Annotated in this window: 13 protein-coding genes; 6 read left to right on the forward strand and 7 right to left on the reverse strand. The window is 71.2% G+C overall.

All coding sequences use genetic code 11. From position 1 onward, the window contains the following. Positions 1–20: 20 nt before the first annotated feature. Positions 21–1,052, reverse strand: a complete 1,032-nt coding sequence (locus EV384_RS25000) for an LLM class flavin-dependent oxidoreductase (protein WP_130337013.1) — start codon at positions 1,050–1,052, stop codon at positions 21–23. Beyond that, complete coding sequence (locus tag EV384_RS25005; protein WP_130337014.1) at positions 1,045–2,094, reverse strand: LLM class flavin-dependent oxidoreductase; 1,050 nt, start codon at positions 2,092–2,094, stop codon at positions 1,045–1,047. The genes EV384_RS25000 and EV384_RS25005 overlap by 8 nt, the downstream gene beginning before the upstream one ends. 112 nt (positions 2,095–2,206) lie before the next feature. On the opposite strand from EV384_RS25005, the gene EV384_RS25010 reads away from it, so the two are divergent. The 3 genes from EV384_RS25010 (at position 2,207) to aceE (ending at position 6,391) form a co-directional block, all read left to right on the forward strand. Then, positions 2,207–2,698 carry a MarR family winged helix-turn-helix transcriptional regulator gene (locus EV384_RS25010; RefSeq protein ID WP_130337016.1) on the forward strand — a complete coding sequence of 164 codons (492 nt, stop codon included), beginning with the start codon at positions 2,207–2,209 and terminating at the stop codon, positions 2,696–2,698. 180 nt (positions 2,699–2,878) lie between these two features. After that, entirely contained in the window at positions 2,879–3,502 is a 624-nt protein-coding gene (locus EV384_RS25015; RefSeq protein WP_130337018.1) for a GntR family transcriptional regulator, read from the forward strand. Between the two features lie 195 nt (positions 3,503–3,697). After that, entirely contained in the window at positions 3,698–6,391 is a 2,694-nt protein-coding gene (gene aceE, locus EV384_RS25020) for a pyruvate dehydrogenase (acetyl-transferring), homodimeric type (RefSeq protein ID WP_130340803.1), read from the forward strand. A 48-nt stretch (positions 6,392–6,439) separates the two neighbouring features. Here aceE and EV384_RS25025 read toward each other — a convergent pair whose 3' ends face one another. The 3 genes from EV384_RS25025 to EV384_RS25035 form a co-directional block, all read right to left on the reverse strand. Further along, positions 6,440–7,333, reverse strand: a complete 894-nt coding sequence (locus EV384_RS25025) for an IS982 family transposase (RefSeq protein WP_130330970.1) — start codon at positions 7,331–7,333, stop codon at positions 6,440–6,442. Positions 7,334–7,406: 73 nt separating this feature from the next. Continuing rightward, positions 7,407–9,557, reverse strand: a complete 2,151-nt coding sequence (locus EV384_RS25030; protein ID WP_242624276.1) for a hypothetical protein — start codon at positions 9,555–9,557, stop codon at positions 7,407–7,409. Between the two features lie 536 nt (positions 9,558–10,093). Beyond that, positions 10,094–10,600, reverse strand: a complete 507-nt coding sequence (locus EV384_RS25035; protein ID WP_130337022.1) for a DinB family protein — start codon at positions 10,598–10,600, stop codon at positions 10,094–10,096. Positions 10,601–10,709: 109 nt separating this feature from the next. On the opposite strand from EV384_RS25035, the gene EV384_RS25040 reads away from it, so the two are divergent. Then, positions 10,710–11,750 (forward strand): M36 family metallopeptidase, encoded by a 1,041-nt coding sequence (locus EV384_RS25040; RefSeq protein WP_130337024.1) that lies wholly within the window; start codon positions 10,710–10,712, stop codon positions 11,748–11,750. A 41-nt stretch (positions 11,751–11,791) separates the two neighbouring features. Here EV384_RS25040 and EV384_RS25045 read toward each other — a convergent pair whose 3' ends face one another. Together EV384_RS25045 and EV384_RS25050 are read right to left on the reverse strand one after the other, a co-directional pair. After that, complete coding sequence (locus EV384_RS25045; protein ID WP_242624277.1) at positions 11,792–12,655, reverse strand: M15 family metallopeptidase; 864 nt, start codon at positions 12,653–12,655, stop codon at positions 11,792–11,794. Between the two features lie 79 nt (positions 12,656–12,734). Continuing rightward, positions 12,735–14,051: a D-alanyl-D-alanine carboxypeptidase family protein gene (locus EV384_RS25050; protein ID WP_130337026.1), complete on the reverse strand. Its 1,317-nt coding sequence runs from the start codon at positions 14,049–14,051 to the stop codon at positions 12,735–12,737. Positions 14,052–14,269: 218 nt separating this feature from the next. Between EV384_RS25050 and EV384_RS25055 the strand changes: the two genes are divergently transcribed. Together EV384_RS25055 and EV384_RS25060 are read left to right on the forward strand one after the other, a co-directional pair. Beyond that, positions 14,270–14,449, forward strand: a complete 180-nt coding sequence (locus EV384_RS25055) for a hypothetical protein (RefSeq protein ID WP_130337028.1) — start codon at positions 14,270–14,272, stop codon at positions 14,447–14,449. A 261-nt stretch (positions 14,450–14,710) separates the two neighbouring features. Then, positions 14,711–14,956 carry a hypothetical protein gene (locus tag EV384_RS25060; protein ID WP_130337030.1) on the forward strand — a complete coding sequence of 82 codons (246 nt, stop codon included), beginning with the start codon at positions 14,711–14,713 and terminating at the stop codon, positions 14,954–14,956. Positions 14,957–14,971: the final 15 nt, after the last annotated feature.

The raw sequence follows: 14,971 nt of genomic DNA on the forward strand, positions 1-14,971 counted from the left end.
TCGTGTTCGCGTATCTGGGATCAGTTGGCGAGGATGTCGCGGACCATGGGGATCACCTTCGCGCCGTAGAGCTCGACGGCCCGCAGCCGGGCGGATACCGGCTGTGCGCCCGCGGTGTAGATGAGATCGAACCGGCCGACGCCGAGGGCGTTGACCGTGCGGGCGATCTTGCGGGCGACGGTCTCCGGTGAGCCGATGTAGAGGGATCCGTGGTCGATATCGGCGTCGAACTCGGCCCGGCGGATCGGCGGCCAGCCGCGCAGGGCGCCGATCCGGTCCCGGATGACCCGGTAGTGCGGCCAGAACACCTCCTTGGCTTCCTCGTCGGTGTCGGCGATGAAGCCCGGCGAGTGCATTCCGACCGGATGCGCGGTCGTGCCGAACTGGTCCGCGGCTCGCCGGTACAGGTCGAGGTAGGGCGCGAAGCGCTCGGGCGGGCCGCCGATGATGGCGAGCATGAGCGGCAGGCCGTGGCGTGCGGTGCGCACGACCGACTGCGGCGAACCGCCGACGCCCACCCAGGTGCCGAGGCGTCCCGACTCGGTCTTCGGGAAGACGTCGGCCTGCTCGAGCGGGGCGCGCATGGTGCCGCTCCAGGTGACCGGCTGCTCGTCGAGCAGCTTCACGAAGAGGTCGAGCTTCTCCTCGAACAGCGCGTCGTAGTCGGCCAGGTCGTAGCCGAACAGCGGGAACGACTCGGTGAACGAGCCGCGTCCGAGGATGACCTCGGCGCGGCCGTGTGCCAATGCGTCGACCGTGGCGAAGCGTTGGAACACCCGTACCGGGTCGTCCGAGCTCAGCACGGTCACGCCGGAGCCGAGGCGGATGCGCGAGGTGCGCGTGGCGATGCCGGCGAGCACGGTCTCCGGGGTCGACACCGAGTACTCCGGTCGATGGTGCTCGCCAACGGCGATGGCGTCGACGCCGAGTTCGTCCGCCAGCACCGCCTCGTCGACGACCTGCCGGATCGCGGCGGCGTAGGAGATCGGTCTGCCGGAGTCGTCCTCCGGGACATCGCCAAAGGTGTCGAGGCCGAACAGGATTTCAGACATGGGTGGGCTCCTTGGTGAGCAGTTCCCGCACCCGCGGGGCGACCTCGCGGCCGAGCAGTTCGATGCTGCGGGCGCGGGCCCGCCGGGGTAGGTGCATGACGTCGTACTTGAGGTCGAAGCGGCTGAGTCGCAGGTCGCGGGCCATCGTGGCGATCTTCTGGGCGACTGTCTCGGGAGACCCTACGAACAGTGCCCCGCGGTCGATCTCGGCCTCGTAGCGTTCGCGGGTCGGCTTGTAGAAGCCGCGTTCGCGGGCGAGTTGCGTCACGACCGGTTGCCAGTAGCGCCACCAGGTCTCCGCAGCCTCCTCGTCGGTGTCGGCGACGAGGCCGAGTGAGTGCTGTCCGATCGGCTTCGGGGCGTGCCCGTACTGTTCGAGCGCGCGGTGGTAGAGGTCGACGTGGCCGGCGAACCGTTGCGGGCGCCCGCCGATGATCGCGAGCATGAGCGGAAGTCCGTAGCGGGCGGCACGGACCACGGAGCTCGGGCTGCCGCCCACGCCGATCCAGGTCGGGATGCCACCCGGCTGCATCCGTGGGTGCAGGCGCTGCTTGATCAGCGGGCTACGGACGGTGCCTGACCAGGTGACCGAGTCCTCCCACTGGAGCCGCATGAACAGGTCGAGCTTGTCCTCGAACAACTGCTCGTAGTCGGCCAGGTCGTAGCCGAACAGCGGGAACGACTCGGTCGCCGAGGCGCGCCCGAGGATGAGCTGTGCGCGGCCGTTCGACACCGCGTCGAGGGTCGAGAATTCGTGGTAGAGCCGGACGGGGTCGTTCGTGCTGAGCACCGTGACCGAGGTGCCGAGCCGGATGCGCTCGGTGGCCGTCGCGATCGCCGCGAGCAGCACGGGCGTCGCCGAGTCGGTGAAGCCCTCGCGGTAGTGCTCGCCCACGCTGAACAGGTCGAGGCCGACCGATTCGGCAAGCTGCGCCTCCTCGACGATCAGCCGGACGGTCTCGGCGTCGCTCAGGACACGGTCGCCGTCGGTGGCTACTTCGCCGAATGTGTTGAGTCCCAGTTCGAAGCCTTCGGCGCTCATGGTCTCCTCCTGCTCCGATCTCGGGCAGTGCGGCGCGCCGCCCCGGGATCGCCAGACTGATTGACGTGTCAATTATGCCCACGGTATGATTGACACGTCAATTGGAGGACGCATGACGGAGGACACACCGCAGCGGCGGAGAGGGCGCCAGTTGCCGACCGCCGAGCAGCTGCGGATCTGGCGCGACTTCATCGAGACGGCGGAGACACTCAGGTCCGAGCTCACATCACGCCTGCAGCGCGAGTCCTCGCTGTCGCCCGGCGACTACGCGGTGCTGCTCGCCCTCAGCGAGGCCGAGGGGCGGCGGATGCGCTCCTCCGAGCTCGCGGCGGGCATCGGCTGGGAGCGCAGCCGTCTCTCCCATCACCTCGGCCGCATGGAGCGGCGCGCACTCATCCGCCGCGAGGAGTACGCCGCCGACAACCGGGGGGCCGAGGTCGTGCTCACCCCGACCGGCGCTGAGGCATTCCGGGGTGCGACGGTCCCGCATCTGCGCGCCGTCCGCGAACTCTTCGTCGACGCACTCACGCCGGATCAACTCGCCGCGGCAGGCGAGGTCGCCGCAACGCTCCGCGCGCATCTTGGCTCGTCCCGCAAGTTGTGACGATCCGGGAGCCCGTTACCGGCACCTCCGGCAACGGACTCCCTACCTGCAAATACTTACGATGGGCGATACTGGGATCGAACCAGTGACCTCTTCGGCTGGCCCGGGTGGCGGGTCGATTCGGCCCTCCGGTTGGCCGCCGTATTGTCTAGGGAGCCACCAATCTCCCGAGGAGTGCCCATGGCCCCGCCCGTCGTCCGCTCGCTGCCTCGGCAGATCCGCGAGTACATCGTCGAGGGGATTGTCAGCGGGCGCTGGAAGCCGGGCGAGCGGATCGTGGAACGGCGGATTGCCGTGGAGCTGGAGGTCAGCCAGACGCCCATCCGGGAGGCGCTGCGCGAATTGGAGGTGCTGCGGCTGATCGAGTCCGCACCCAACAAGGGCGTACGGGTACGCAATCTCTCCGCGGCCGATCTCGAGGAGATCTATCCCGTGCGGGCGGGCCTCGAGCAGGTCGCCGCTTCGCTTGCCGCGCCACGGCTGGGCAAGGACGTCTCCGTCCTGGAGCCCGAAGTCGCCGCGCTCTACGAGGCCGATCGCAAAGGTGACGCCGAGGCCCAGGTGCGTCATACGGTCGCCTTCCATCGGGAGTTGGTGCGCGCATCCGGGAACAGCGTGCTGCTGCACACCTGGGAGTCGCTCGGTATCGAGGTGTGGACGACGCTCTCCATCCGGTGGCTGGGCACCCGCCAGCAGTCGTACGCGGAGGAGCACGAGGCCATCGTTGAGGCCTTTCGGCGACGGGATCCCCGGGTCGACGAGTTGGTCAAGGAGCATGTGCTCGGTTGTGCTCCCCGAGTCTGATTTCGCGACATGGGACGCCACTTTCGTGGCCAGCGGAGAGCTTGCTCGGCGCCTTTTGATCGATCATCGATCAGATCTATAGTGGCGTTGGACCCCTCGGCCCCGAGCTGTCCCGGCCGGCAGGTCCCCTGTCTCACCGTCTCGACCTCCCGCCCCGCGGACGAGAGGTCCGGAACCGTCGGAAGGCGGCCCACCATGACCGACATCGGGCGAAAGCAGCCAAGCGCACTCGATCAAATCCCGGACCGCGACCCCGAGGAGACCGCCGAGTGGGCCACCTCTCTCGACGCCGTCACCGCGGCAGCCGGGCCGCACCGCGCCTCGTACCTCTTGCGCCGCACTCTTGAACACGCCGAGGGCTCCGGCCTCGCGCTGCCGAAGCTGCTGGAGACCGAATACATCAACACCATCCCGACCGCCGCCGAGCCGGAGTTCCCCGGCGACGAGGAGATGGAACGGCGCATCACCGCCTGGAACCGCTGGAACGCCGCCGCGATGGTGACCCGCGGCAGCCGCCATGGCCTGGGCGGCCACATCGCCACCTTCGCCTCCGCCGCGTGGCTCTACGAGACCGGGTTCCAGCACTTCTTCCGCGGTAAGGAGGCCGACGGCTCCGGCGACCAGCTCTACATCCAGGGCCATGCCTCCCCCGGCATCTACGCCCGCGCGTTCCTGGACGGACGGCTCACCGAGGGCCACCTCGATCGGTTCCGGCAGGAGGCGGGCGGCGATGGCCTCCCCTCCTACCCGCACCCGCGCCGGCTGCCGTGGCTCTGGGAGTTCCCAACCGTGTCGATGGGCCTGGGCCCGCTGTCGGCGATCTACCAGGCGCGGTTCAACCGCTATCTGCAGCACCGTGGCATCAAGGACACCTCCGCCTCGCGGGTGTGGGCGTTCCTCGGCGACGGCGAGATGGACGAGCCCGAGTCGACCGCCGCGCTCGCCCTCGCTGGTCGCGAAGGCCTGGACAATCTCACCTTCGTGATCAACTGCAACCTGCAGCGGCTCGATGGACCGGTGCGCTCCAACTTCAAGATCGTCCAGGAGCTGGAGGCCCAGTTCCGCGCGGCGGGCTGGAACGTCGTCAAGTCGCTCTGGGGCTCGGCCTGGGACGACCTGTTCGCGCTCGACACCACGGGCGCGCTCGTACGCCGGCTGCGCGAAGTCCCCGACGGGCAGTTCCAGACGTACGCGGCCCGGGATGTCGACTACATCCGCGATCACTTCTTCGGCGCCGACCCGGCGCTCGTCGAGATGGCGAAGGTGCTGACCGACGCGAAGATCGCCGAGTGCTTCCACGCCTCGCGGGCGGGCCATGAACCTCGCAAGGTGTACGCCGCCTATCGGGCCGCGGTCGAGCACCGGGGCGCGCCGACCGTGATCCTCGCCCAGACGGTCAAGGGTTACACGCTCGGCCCCGGCTTCGCGTCGCGCAACGCCAACCACCAGATGAAGAAGCTGACGGGCAACGAGTTCCGCGCGCTGCGCGACCTCCTCGAACTCCCCATCCCCGACAGCAGGCTCAACGATGAGTTGGTGCCGTACGTCCACCCCGGCACCGACTCGCCGGAGGTCCGTTACCTCCACGAGCGCCGGGCCGCGCTCGGCGGGCCCGCCCCGGCTCGCACGGTCCACCCGGTGGTGCTGCCCGAGCCGCCCGCCAAGCCCTTCGAAACCTTGGCCAAGGGGTCCGGTAGTCAGGAGATCGCGACAACCATGGCCTTTGTCCGCCTGGTCAAGGATCTGATGCGGGATCAGGAGACCGGCAAGCGTTGGGTGCCGATCGTTCCGGATGAGGCGCGTACCTTCGGCATGGAGTCGCTCTTCCCCACCGCCGGGATCTACTCGCCGCACGGCCAGACCTACGACCCGGTCGACCGCGACATGCTCCTGTACTACAAGGAAGCCACGAACGGCCAGATCCTCCACGAGGGCATCACCGAGGCCGGTTCGATGGCCGACTTCACTGCCGCCGCCACGTCGTACGCCACCCACGGCGAGCCGATGATCCCCTTCTACATCTTCTACGCGATGTTCGGCTGGCAGCGGACGGCCGACCAGATGTGGGCGCTCGCCGACCAGCTCGGCCGCGGCTTCCTCATCGGTGCCACCGCCGGCCGTACGACAATGACCGGCGAGGGCCTGCAACACGCGGACGGCCATTCCCACCTGATCGCCTCCACCAACCCTGCGGCGATCGCCTACGATCCGGCCTTCGCATACGAGGTCGCCGTGATCGTCCGCGACGGTCTGCGCCGGATGTACGGGCCGGACGCGGAAAACGTCTTCTACTACCTCACGGTCTACAACGAGGCGAAGGTCCAGCCGCCCATGCCGTCGGGCGCGGCCATCGAGGAGGGCATCCTCAAGGGCCTCTACCGGTTCCAGGAAGCCAATGCCCAGGAGTTGGCGGCGGATGCCCCGCGTCTGCAGCTCCTCGCCTCCGGCACCGCCATTCACTGGGCCCTGGAGGCCCAGCGGCTCCTCGCCAGCGACTGGGGCGTGGCGGCCGACGTGTGGTCCGCCACCTCATGGAGCGAGCTGCGCCGCGACGCTCTGGACTGTGACGCGCTGCAGCTCAAGGGCGAGGACCGGATCCCTTACGTCACCCGGGTGCTGGACGGCGCCCCCGGCCCCGTGCTCGCCGTCAGCGACTGGATGCGGGCGGTCCCGGACCAGATCAGCCAGTGGGTGCCGCAGGACTGGCACTCGATCGGCACGGACGGCTTCGGCCTCTCCGACACCCGCGAGGCCGTCCGTCGCCACTTCGGGGTTGACCCGCAGTCGGTCGTGGTCGCTGCGCTCGCAGCCCTGGCCCGGCGCGGCGAGGTCAAGCCCGAGACCGTTCAGGAGGCCCGCCAGCGCTACGGAATCGCCGACGACAACTGACCCGGGTTGGGACTTACTCGTCTAGACGAGTAAGTCCGAACTCCTTGGTTAGTGGTCGTAGGCGATCAGGGACCTGGTGACGGCTTGGCCGGTGGTGCGGTTGTGCCAGATTGCGGCGGTCATCGCGAGGAGGCGTTGCGCGACGCGGACGGCGACGCCTTCGATGCTGCGTCCGCCGTGTAGTTCGAGGTCGAGTTGGCCCTTGAGCGTGTCGTTGACCGACTCGATGAGTTGCCGGATCGGTTTCAGGAGGTGTTCGCCGGGTCGTGGTGTGCGGTTGCGGTAGGACGGGCGGAGCATCCGGACTCCGCGCTCAGCCAGCCAGCGGTCCAACTCGGCGGACACGTAGCCCTTGTCCGCGATGATCAGCAGCCCGGGACGTTGCGAGATCAGGTCCGGGTCGTCTTCAAGGATCGCGGTCAACACCTGCCGTTCATCGATTTTCGGGTTGGCCAGGGCCCAGGTGATCGGCAGGCCGGACGGGGTGCAGACCAGATGCAGGCGCAGGCCCCAGAAGAACCTCGAGTGCGAGGCGCAGTAGCCGTAGCCGGCCCACCCGGCCAGGCCCGAGCGTTTCACCGTCGGCCGGGACCGGCCGCACTCCACCGGGGTCGAGTCGACGACCCAGGCGCCGTCGGTCCACAGGTCGGTGTCCTCGGCGACGGCTCGGATGGCGCGTTTGAGTAGCGGCAGCGCGGCCCGGAGGCGTTTGTTGTACCCGGACTGGCCCGGCAGGTACGGAAACGCGCCAGGTAGGTGACCGGGGACGAACCGCAGCCAGCGGGCCTCGGAACGGACCCCGAGCAGGACCTGCGCCACTGCCAGGGTCAGCAGCTCAGCGTCGGACAACCGCGGTGGCCGTCCGGCCCGGGGCGGCCGTCCCAGCCAGTCATCGATCTTCACGTACAGTGCGGTCAGAAGGGTGTTGAGGTCGGTCGTCACAAACTGATCTTCAACACCCTTCGCCTGTCTGCACAGACCCGAAGGACTTCGGACTTACTCGTCTAGGTGTCGTTCAATGCAGTTCGGCGCAGTTCTGTGGACCCCGCTGCTCCCAATCTGCTCGCAGCCGGTCTGCCAGCTCGCGGACTGCCGCGGCGTAGCGATCGTCCGATTCATATGGTGTGTGCCCCCATATCGGCGGCGGGGTGCTGTCCCCAGGTGGCGCCAGCACGTCGTCGGGGTCGCGTAGGCGGCGGTCCACCAGCGCGGCGGGCGGGGGGAGCGCGGGCTGGTCCCCGGGTCGCTGTCCGGAGAAGATCCAGCCGCCGATGGGGTCGGTGTTGCTCCACAGGTTCAGCCAGCGCCACCCGATCCGGTGGCCGATTTCGTGCAACACGGGCTCGCCGAGGTACTCCGGGTAGAGCTCGGCGCAGAGTCGCTTGAGGGGGGAGGCATAGGTGAGCAGCGCGACTCGTCGCCGCACCTCTGGGCGAAGTCGCAGCACGGTTGCGGCCAATATGACCGACCCCTGGCTGTGTCCGCTGAGCACCACCCCGTCGTAGCGTCGCGCCAGCTGGCAGATCCGATCCGTCAGCTCGGGCACCGCCCGCTCGGTATAGCAGGGCGGCGCGAACGGGTGGGCCGCGCGGGGCCAGAAGGTGCCGAGGTCCCACAGCACTCCGACGTAGCGGCGAAACCATGCCGTCCGCGAGGCGAACAGCCCGCCCACCAGGAGCCCGACGACGACGGCGAGGATCAGGTAGCTGCCGATGGCCATCACTACGCTCTGCACCTCGCTGGGCACGCCGAGAAGGTCCTGCGCCAGCGGGCTCGGCTCCAAGCCCGCCAGCGCTAGCGCGCTGGCCGCGAGCCCGATCACGGTCAGGCACGCGTAGGCGATGGCCAGTGAGCCCAGCTGTTCGGTAAAAGACGCCTGGATGACCGCTTTCTCCACTCGCCGGGCCCGGGCCTTCGCCTCTGGCGGGGGAGCCGGGTAGTCCCGGGCCACGATGGCTGCTGCGGTTCGCCGACGCTCCGCGCGGGTCGACAGGATGATAATGGCGCCCGCCGCCACGGCGGCGATTGTGGTCAGGAAGAAGGCCAGGATCGCCCACCGGTATGCCGGCACTGGGACCGCCAGGTCCCCCGTTCGCAGCATGAAAGTCCGCCTGCTGAGCAGAGACGCCGCACGGTAGACCACCTCGCCCGAAAGGGCCCCCGCCAGGCCCACCGCGACTGCGGCGACGACGGCCGCGCCCAACCCGCGCAGAAGCGCCGGCCGGCGGTCCCGGCCGCCAGGACGCCACAGCGCCAGTACGGCGAGCGCGACGAGCAGCGCCGTCTGGGTGACGAACACAATGGCGACGATGTCGTCGTACCTGGGCAGTCCGTTCGACCGCGGCCAGCGGACCGGTTCCACGGCGACGTACCCGAGCGTCGCGACCGTCAGGCCGCCGGCTACGGCGCGCAGCACCAGAGGCATCCGATCCCTGGTGCTGGCGATCGGAGCCGACTCCAGTAGGCGCGGGACGCAGAGCAGCACCACACACGTGGCCAGCAGCGCTCCGGTGAGCGCGGACAGCACGACCACCGTCACGGACGTCCCGGCGGCGGCGCGTGCGGCGAGCAGCACGACGTCCAGCGTGACGAGAGCAGCGGCGACGTGGATCGTGTGAAGACGTTTCGCCCTCGGCGAGACGTCCCACCGGTCCAACGCCGTGAGGTCGTCACCCTGCGGCTTTGCCGTCGGCAACCGGAAGGCTCCGTACGAGCGAGCCTGTCGTGCGCCGAGAAACCACACCAGTGCCACCGCGGCGAACGGCACCAGGGCCAGCAGCGCCAGGCGCAGACCGACCGGTCGGCCGCCCAGCCAGGACAGCCAGCCACGGCCGGCGAGACAGCCGGACGAGCCCATGCACTTCCATGCCAGGAGGTCGAGGGCGACCCCAGCCGCCGTCAGCGCGTAGACCAGCGTCAGGGTGAGCGCGAGGAGCCGGCTCAGCACCGTGACGCCGGACTGCAAGCCCCGTCCCGCCGGGCGCATCCAGAACGTCACGTTGCTCAGCATGAACGGCAGTAGAAACACCAGGGACAGCGTCCGCGCCGCGGTGCCCGAGGGCAGGTCGCTCCACTGGTACGCCTCCAGCACCGTCCCACCGGCACCGGTGGTGTGCCGGGATTGCGCTCGGGGCCGGTAGAAGCCGGCCCGGCGGTCGCCGGCCACCTGACGAACGTCCCGGCAGCCGAGCACCTGACCGGCCCCGGCGCCCGCCACCCCATGGACCCTCAGCTCCACGATTTCCCCTGACAACCACCCTTGCCCGGATGGCGGTGGCACGTCGCACATCAGCCAGCGACCCCCAAGCGCGGCGGCCGGAAGTCGCCGATCAAGCCGTGGGCCTCCACCGCAGGGTACGAGTTCACCCAGCCCTCCCCACCTCATCTCACCAACCGCCCGACTACCCCTGACCGGGCGGAACACGCATCACGGCTCGTGACTCACGAAAGCCCACCCGCCAACCCGCTACGAACCATCAGGCGGGGGCTGCGGTGCGCCGCCGGATCAGGCGGGGGCGCCGGCCGACCAGGAGCGCAGCGATGACGGCCCACAGCGTGAGCGTGATCAGAGGGTGATCTCGCCGCTGCTGCCCGAGCCGGGTGATGCTCGAGGGCGGTGGCGGGATCACCGGCAGGTCATCCCCGAGCCAGCCCGTCCTCATCGCCGCCATCATCTGGCTTCCATGATCGACAGGACAGGCCCTAGACGCCGACGGTGCCGTCGATCGCCTCGCGGAGGAAGTCGGCGTGGCCGTTGTGCCGAGCGTACTCGTGCATCATGTGCAGCATCACCAGCCGCAGCGACACGTCCTCACCCCAGCGGACCTGGTGGCCGGTCACGTCCAGCGACTCCGCCTCCCGCTCGATGCGGCGGGCGTGCTCGACCTCCCGCCGCCAGGCCTCGAACGCCTCCGAACGGCTGGCCTCGGTCGCGTCGTACGCCTCCTGGTAGTCGCCGGACTCCGACCAGACCAGCGGGACGTCCTCGCCGTTGATCACGCGGCGGAACCAGGCGCGCTCCACCTCGGCCATGTGCCGGACCAGGCCGAGCAGCGACAGCGTCGAGGGCGGCGAGGACTGCCTGCGCAGCTCCTCGTCGCTCAGGCCCTCGCACTTGAGGGCCAGCGTGGCCCGGTGGAAGTCGAGGAAGGCGCGCAGCGTCTCGCGCTCCCCCGCCAGCAGGGGCGGGCCGATCCGTTCGGTCTCCACGAGGGGTCCTTCCTGGGACGACGGGAGGGCCGCTGGCCTGCCCGTCGGGGGTTGGCAGGGTTCGCCGGGCAGCCTAGTCTCAGCGGATCGATCCACACGTGAAGGGATCATGATGAACCCCCACATCAGACGTTCCGCGCTGGTCGCCTCGGCGGTCACCGCGGCGCTGGCCGCCGGCGGCACGACCGTCCAGGCGGCCGGCGACCCGTACGGGCACAGCGCCACCGCGACGGTCTTCGCCCCGAACCCGGTGCAGCAGCTCGGCGACCAGACGTTGACCGATGCCAAGGACGCCGACTACCCGGCGCTGGCCGGGGCGTACCGGTCGGTGCTGCTGACCAACCTGGACGGTTCCGGGACCCTCACCGGCAAGTACGTGGTGGTCAAGAGCAAGACTGGCACCCCGGCCCGGGCGGTCGACGGCGGGTACCCGGCGTGGCACCGCGACGCCGACCAGTTCGAGCAGGTCATGGGCTACCACTGGGTGAACACCGCCCAGGCGTACCTGCAGTCGCTCGGCTTCGGCAGCACGCTGCGGCCGGTCAACCAGCGGCAGATCGAGCTGCGCATCGACCAGTTCGGCGGCGACAACTCGTTCTTCCGCGAGGACAAGGCGAACATCACCCTCGGCAAGGGCGGCGTGGACGACGCCGAGGACGCCGAGGTGATCGTCCACGAGTACGGCCACTCGGTGCAGGACGGGCAGGTGCCCGGCTTCGGCACCAACCTGGAGTCCGGCTCGATCGGCGAGGCCTTCAGCGACTACCTGGCCGTCGTCGTGACCAGCTGGGCGACCGGCACGCCGACGAAGACCCCGGAGGCCTGCGTGGCCGACTGGGACTCGGTCTCCTACACCCGCACCGTCCCGCACTGCCTGCGCCGGCTCGACGGCACCAAGATCTACCCGGCGGACATGGTGGGCGAGGTGCACCGCGACGGCGAGATCTGGTCCCGCGCGCTGTGGGACATCCGGTCCGCCCTCGGCGACCGCAGGGCCACCACGCTGATCGTGGACGCGCAGTTCGACTTCGCCCCGGACACCTCGTTCCAGGACGCGGCGCTGGCCACGGTCGTCGCCGCGCAGCGGCTCTACGGGTCGACCGCCGCGTCGGCGACCCGGGCGGCGTTCGTCGCCCGCGGCATCCTCTGACCGTGAGCGCCGTCCCGGCCGGGTGCCGGCCGGGACGGCGCTCACGGCAGTGACGACCGGGCCACCGGGAAGTCGAAGTACGTCCGCGGGTACGGCTCGGCGGTGAACTGGTAGTGCCACCACTCCCGCGGATAGTTCTCGAACCCCTGGGCGGTCATCAGCCGCCGCAGCAGCTCCCGGTTCGCCCGGGCGTCCCCGGTGACCCGCGGGTCGGCGGTGTGGGCGAGCGGGTCGAAGCAGTCGAAGCCGGTGCCCATGTCGACCGAGTTGTCGGAGAAGCGCTGTCCGGGCGGCGCGGTGCAGGACACCAGCGGCTGCCCCGGCACGTATCCGGGCTGGGTGGGCGGCGGGGCGGGGACCAGGGTGAGGTCCAGCGTGCTGCCCCGGCTGTGCGAGGTCGGCGCGCCGACGTACCCGTCGGCGAAGAGCTTCGACTTGGCCACGTCGGGATAGAACTCGGCCTTCATCTGCTGCTCCCCCGGCAGCTTCGCCCAGGCCACGAAGTCGTCGACGGCGCGCTGGGGGCGGTAGCAGTCGTACACCTTCAGGCTGCGCCCCTGGCCGAGCGCGGCGGCCTGCACCCGGCGCAGCGCCTCCGCCGCCGGACGGGTGAGCAGGCAGAGCGGCTCCGGGTAGCTGGCGATCGGACGACCGACGAAGTTGTGCGCCGTGGCGTACCGGATGTCAAGGTGGATGCTCGGATCGACGTCGGAGAGCGCCACGAAGTCCGCCGGGGCCCGCGGCCCGGTGGCGGACGGTGGTGGGCTCGGCGAGGACGAGGGCGAGGGCGGGGCCGGGGGCGGGGGCGTCGCGGGTCGCTGGCAGCCCGCGCCGACGGCGGTCGCGGCGACGAGCACGACCGCCAGGCCCCGGGCGCCGCCGGACGGTCGTCTCCCGCTGCTCACGCTGCCCTGTCTACCGGACCCGTCACGGCGGCGACGGGCAAACCCGGAGACCCGCCCGGTACGGCCGGGGCGGGCGGCGCTACCAGCCCTGCCCGGTGGTCCCCGAGCTGGCGCGCACGGCGTGCCGCCGACGTCGGCTGATCAGCACCGCTCCCCCCGCCACCAGCACCGCGCCGACGCCGAGGAGCGGTCCGGTCCGGGGCCAGGGCGCGGGGCCGCCGGCCGGAGCGCCGTGCAGCCCGGCGCCGCCGGCGAGGGCCGACGGAGGCGCCGTGCCGGTCGGCGTGGCGCTGGCGGCGGTCAGCTCGCCCGGGCGGACCAGCCGGCCGACGGCGGCGTCCCGCGGCAGTCTGAAGCCCCAGTCGAGCAGGGCCGCGCCCTGCTGCCACCCCCGCTGGGTGGCGGTCTCCGCGCCGAGCAGGGTCACCACCAGCCGCCGGCCGTTGCGCTCGGCCGCGCCCACGTAGGTGTGCCGGGCGAGGTCGGTGAACCCGGTCTTGCCGCCCAGCGCGCCCGGATACTGGTACAGGAGCTGGTTGTCGTTCTGGATCTGGAACGGCTTCTCGCGCAGGGCCGGTTGCCCGGGGACCTCCGCGGTGCGGGTTGCCGCGTACCGGCGGAAGGCCGGGTCGGCGAAGCAGGCCCGGAAGATCAACGCCAGGTCGTACGCGCTGGTGAACTGGCCCGGGCCGTCCAGTCCCGACGGGGTGACCGCGTGGGTCTGGAGGGCGCCGAGCTGCCGCGCCTGCTCGTTCATCGCGCGGATCCCGCCGGCCTGGCCGTCCGCGCCGCCGCCGAGCCGGGCCAGCGCGTTGGCCGCCTCGTTGCCGGACTTGAGCAGCAGGCCCAGCCAGATCGTCTCGATCCGGTACCGGCCGCCCTCAATCAGGCCGACCGCGGAGCTGCCCGGCTCGATGGCCAGGTCCTCCGCCGTCACGGTGACCTCCCGGCGGGGATCCAGCCGGGGCAGCATCGTGGCGGCCAGCAGCAGCTTCTGCACGCTGGCCGGCACCCCGTACTCGTGCGGACCGCAGCCCCCCAGCACCGCGCCGCTGTCCAGGTCGGCGACCACCCACGAGGTCGCGGTCACCGCCGGCGGCGCGGGCACGGATTGCGGCACCGCCAGGCCGGCGGTGGCGAGCGCGGCCCCGCCGACGGCCCGGGCGGCGGGGTCCGCCGGCGGCGGTGGCTGCGGTGGCCGGGTCGCCGGGGCGGGCACATTCGGGCAGGGCGGCACCATGCCGGCCGGGGCCCGGTTGCGGAGGCCCGAGGGGCCGGCGACGGCGGCCGTGGAAGCGCGGGCAGCGGCCGTGGGAGCGCCGACGGCGGCCGTCGGGGCGCCGACGGCGGGCAGCACGGCGGTGAGGGCCGCGAGCGGCAGAGCCCAAGCTCTCATGTTCAGCGACGCTAGCCACGGCTGCCCGATCGGGGGGCCGGTCGCCGGTTCCGGCCCACGACGAGCACCGGAACGCTAGGCTGCGCCGCCGGCCGGGTGACCGGCGGCGCGGCCCGGCCACTGGTCAACGGGCGAGGACGGCGCGCAGGCCGGGTCGGTCAGGCGAACCGGCGGACGTCCTCGGTATCCCCCTGGGGATTCTCGCGCACGGGTACGTCGTGCCGATCGCCGCCGACGCGGCCCGGGTCTCCATCCCGTCCTCGGTGCTGGACGTGTGGCAGGCGCCGACACTCGCGCTCATGGCCCTCGCCGGCGTCGTGATCGCGCTCCTCGGGGCACTGGTCCCGGCCCGTCGGGCGGCCCGGCTCACGATTGCCGAGGTGCTGCACAACGAGTGAGCCGTCGGCGGGCGGGGCCCGCGGCGCGGATGCTGGAGGCCCCGACGGCCACGCCCCGTCCCCGACGGCCATGATCCGCGAGACAGGACCTGGCGGCGGCAGCTGGGAGACCAACCGGACCGCGGACTTCACCCGGACCGCCCGACCCGGCTGCCCGACGGGGACGGTGACCTGAGCCCCACCGTCCGGGGTGGAGCGGCGGTCAGGTGTCGGCGTCGCGTTCCCGGGGTAGCCCGGGGCAGGACGTCGAAGGAGGAGACCATGACCGATCCCAGGTACGCCCCGCTGGGCCTCGCCGCCGCCGGCGACCTCACCGAGGACACCGGCGAGCAGGCGGACGGCCCCGTGGTCGGGGCCGACGACGCCCGCGCCGACGCGGCCCGCGCCGGGGCGGAGACCGACCTTTCGGACGCCGCCCGCGACTCCGACGGGACGCCGGTCGGCGCCGCGGACGCCGAGGCGGACCGGGCCCGCACCGCCGGTGCGGACGTCGACCCGCGACCGTGAGGTGCCCGCCGGGGG

Origin of the sequence: Micromonospora kangleipakensis, assembly GCF_004217615.1 — a bacterium.
In the GTDB taxonomy this organism is placed as follows: domain Bacteria; phylum Actinomycetota; class Actinomycetes; order Mycobacteriales; family Micromonosporaceae; genus Micromonospora; species Micromonospora kangleipakensis.

Coding starts and splice junctions, on each gene's coding strand:
- EV384_RS25000 (WP_130337013.1), bottom strand. CDS start 1,052: ATGTCTGAAATCCTGTTCGGCCTCGACACCTTTGGCGATGTCCCGGAG.
- aceE (WP_130340803.1), top strand. CDS start 3,698: ATGACCGACATCGGGCGAAAGCAGCCAAGCGCACTCGATCAAATCCCG.
- EV384_RS25005 (WP_130337014.1), bottom strand. CDS start 2,094: ATGAGCGCCGAAGGCTTCGAACTGGGACTCAACACATTCGGCGAAGTA.
- EV384_RS25060 (WP_130337030.1), top strand. CDS start 14,711: ATGACCGATCCCAGGTACGCCCCGCTGGGCCTCGCCGCCGCCGGCGAC.
- EV384_RS25015 (WP_130337018.1), top strand. CDS start 2,879: ATGGCCCCGCCCGTCGTCCGCTCGCTGCCTCGGCAGATCCGCGAGTAC.
- EV384_RS25040 (WP_130337024.1), top strand. CDS start 10,710: ATGATGAACCCCCACATCAGACGTTCCGCGCTGGTCGCCTCGGCGGTC.
- EV384_RS25050 (WP_130337026.1), bottom strand. CDS start 14,051: ATGAGAGCTTGGGCTCTGCCGCTCGCGGCCCTCACCGCCGTGCTGCCC.
- EV384_RS25010 (WP_130337016.1), top strand. CDS start 2,207: ATGACGGAGGACACACCGCAGCGGCGGAGAGGGCGCCAGTTGCCGACC.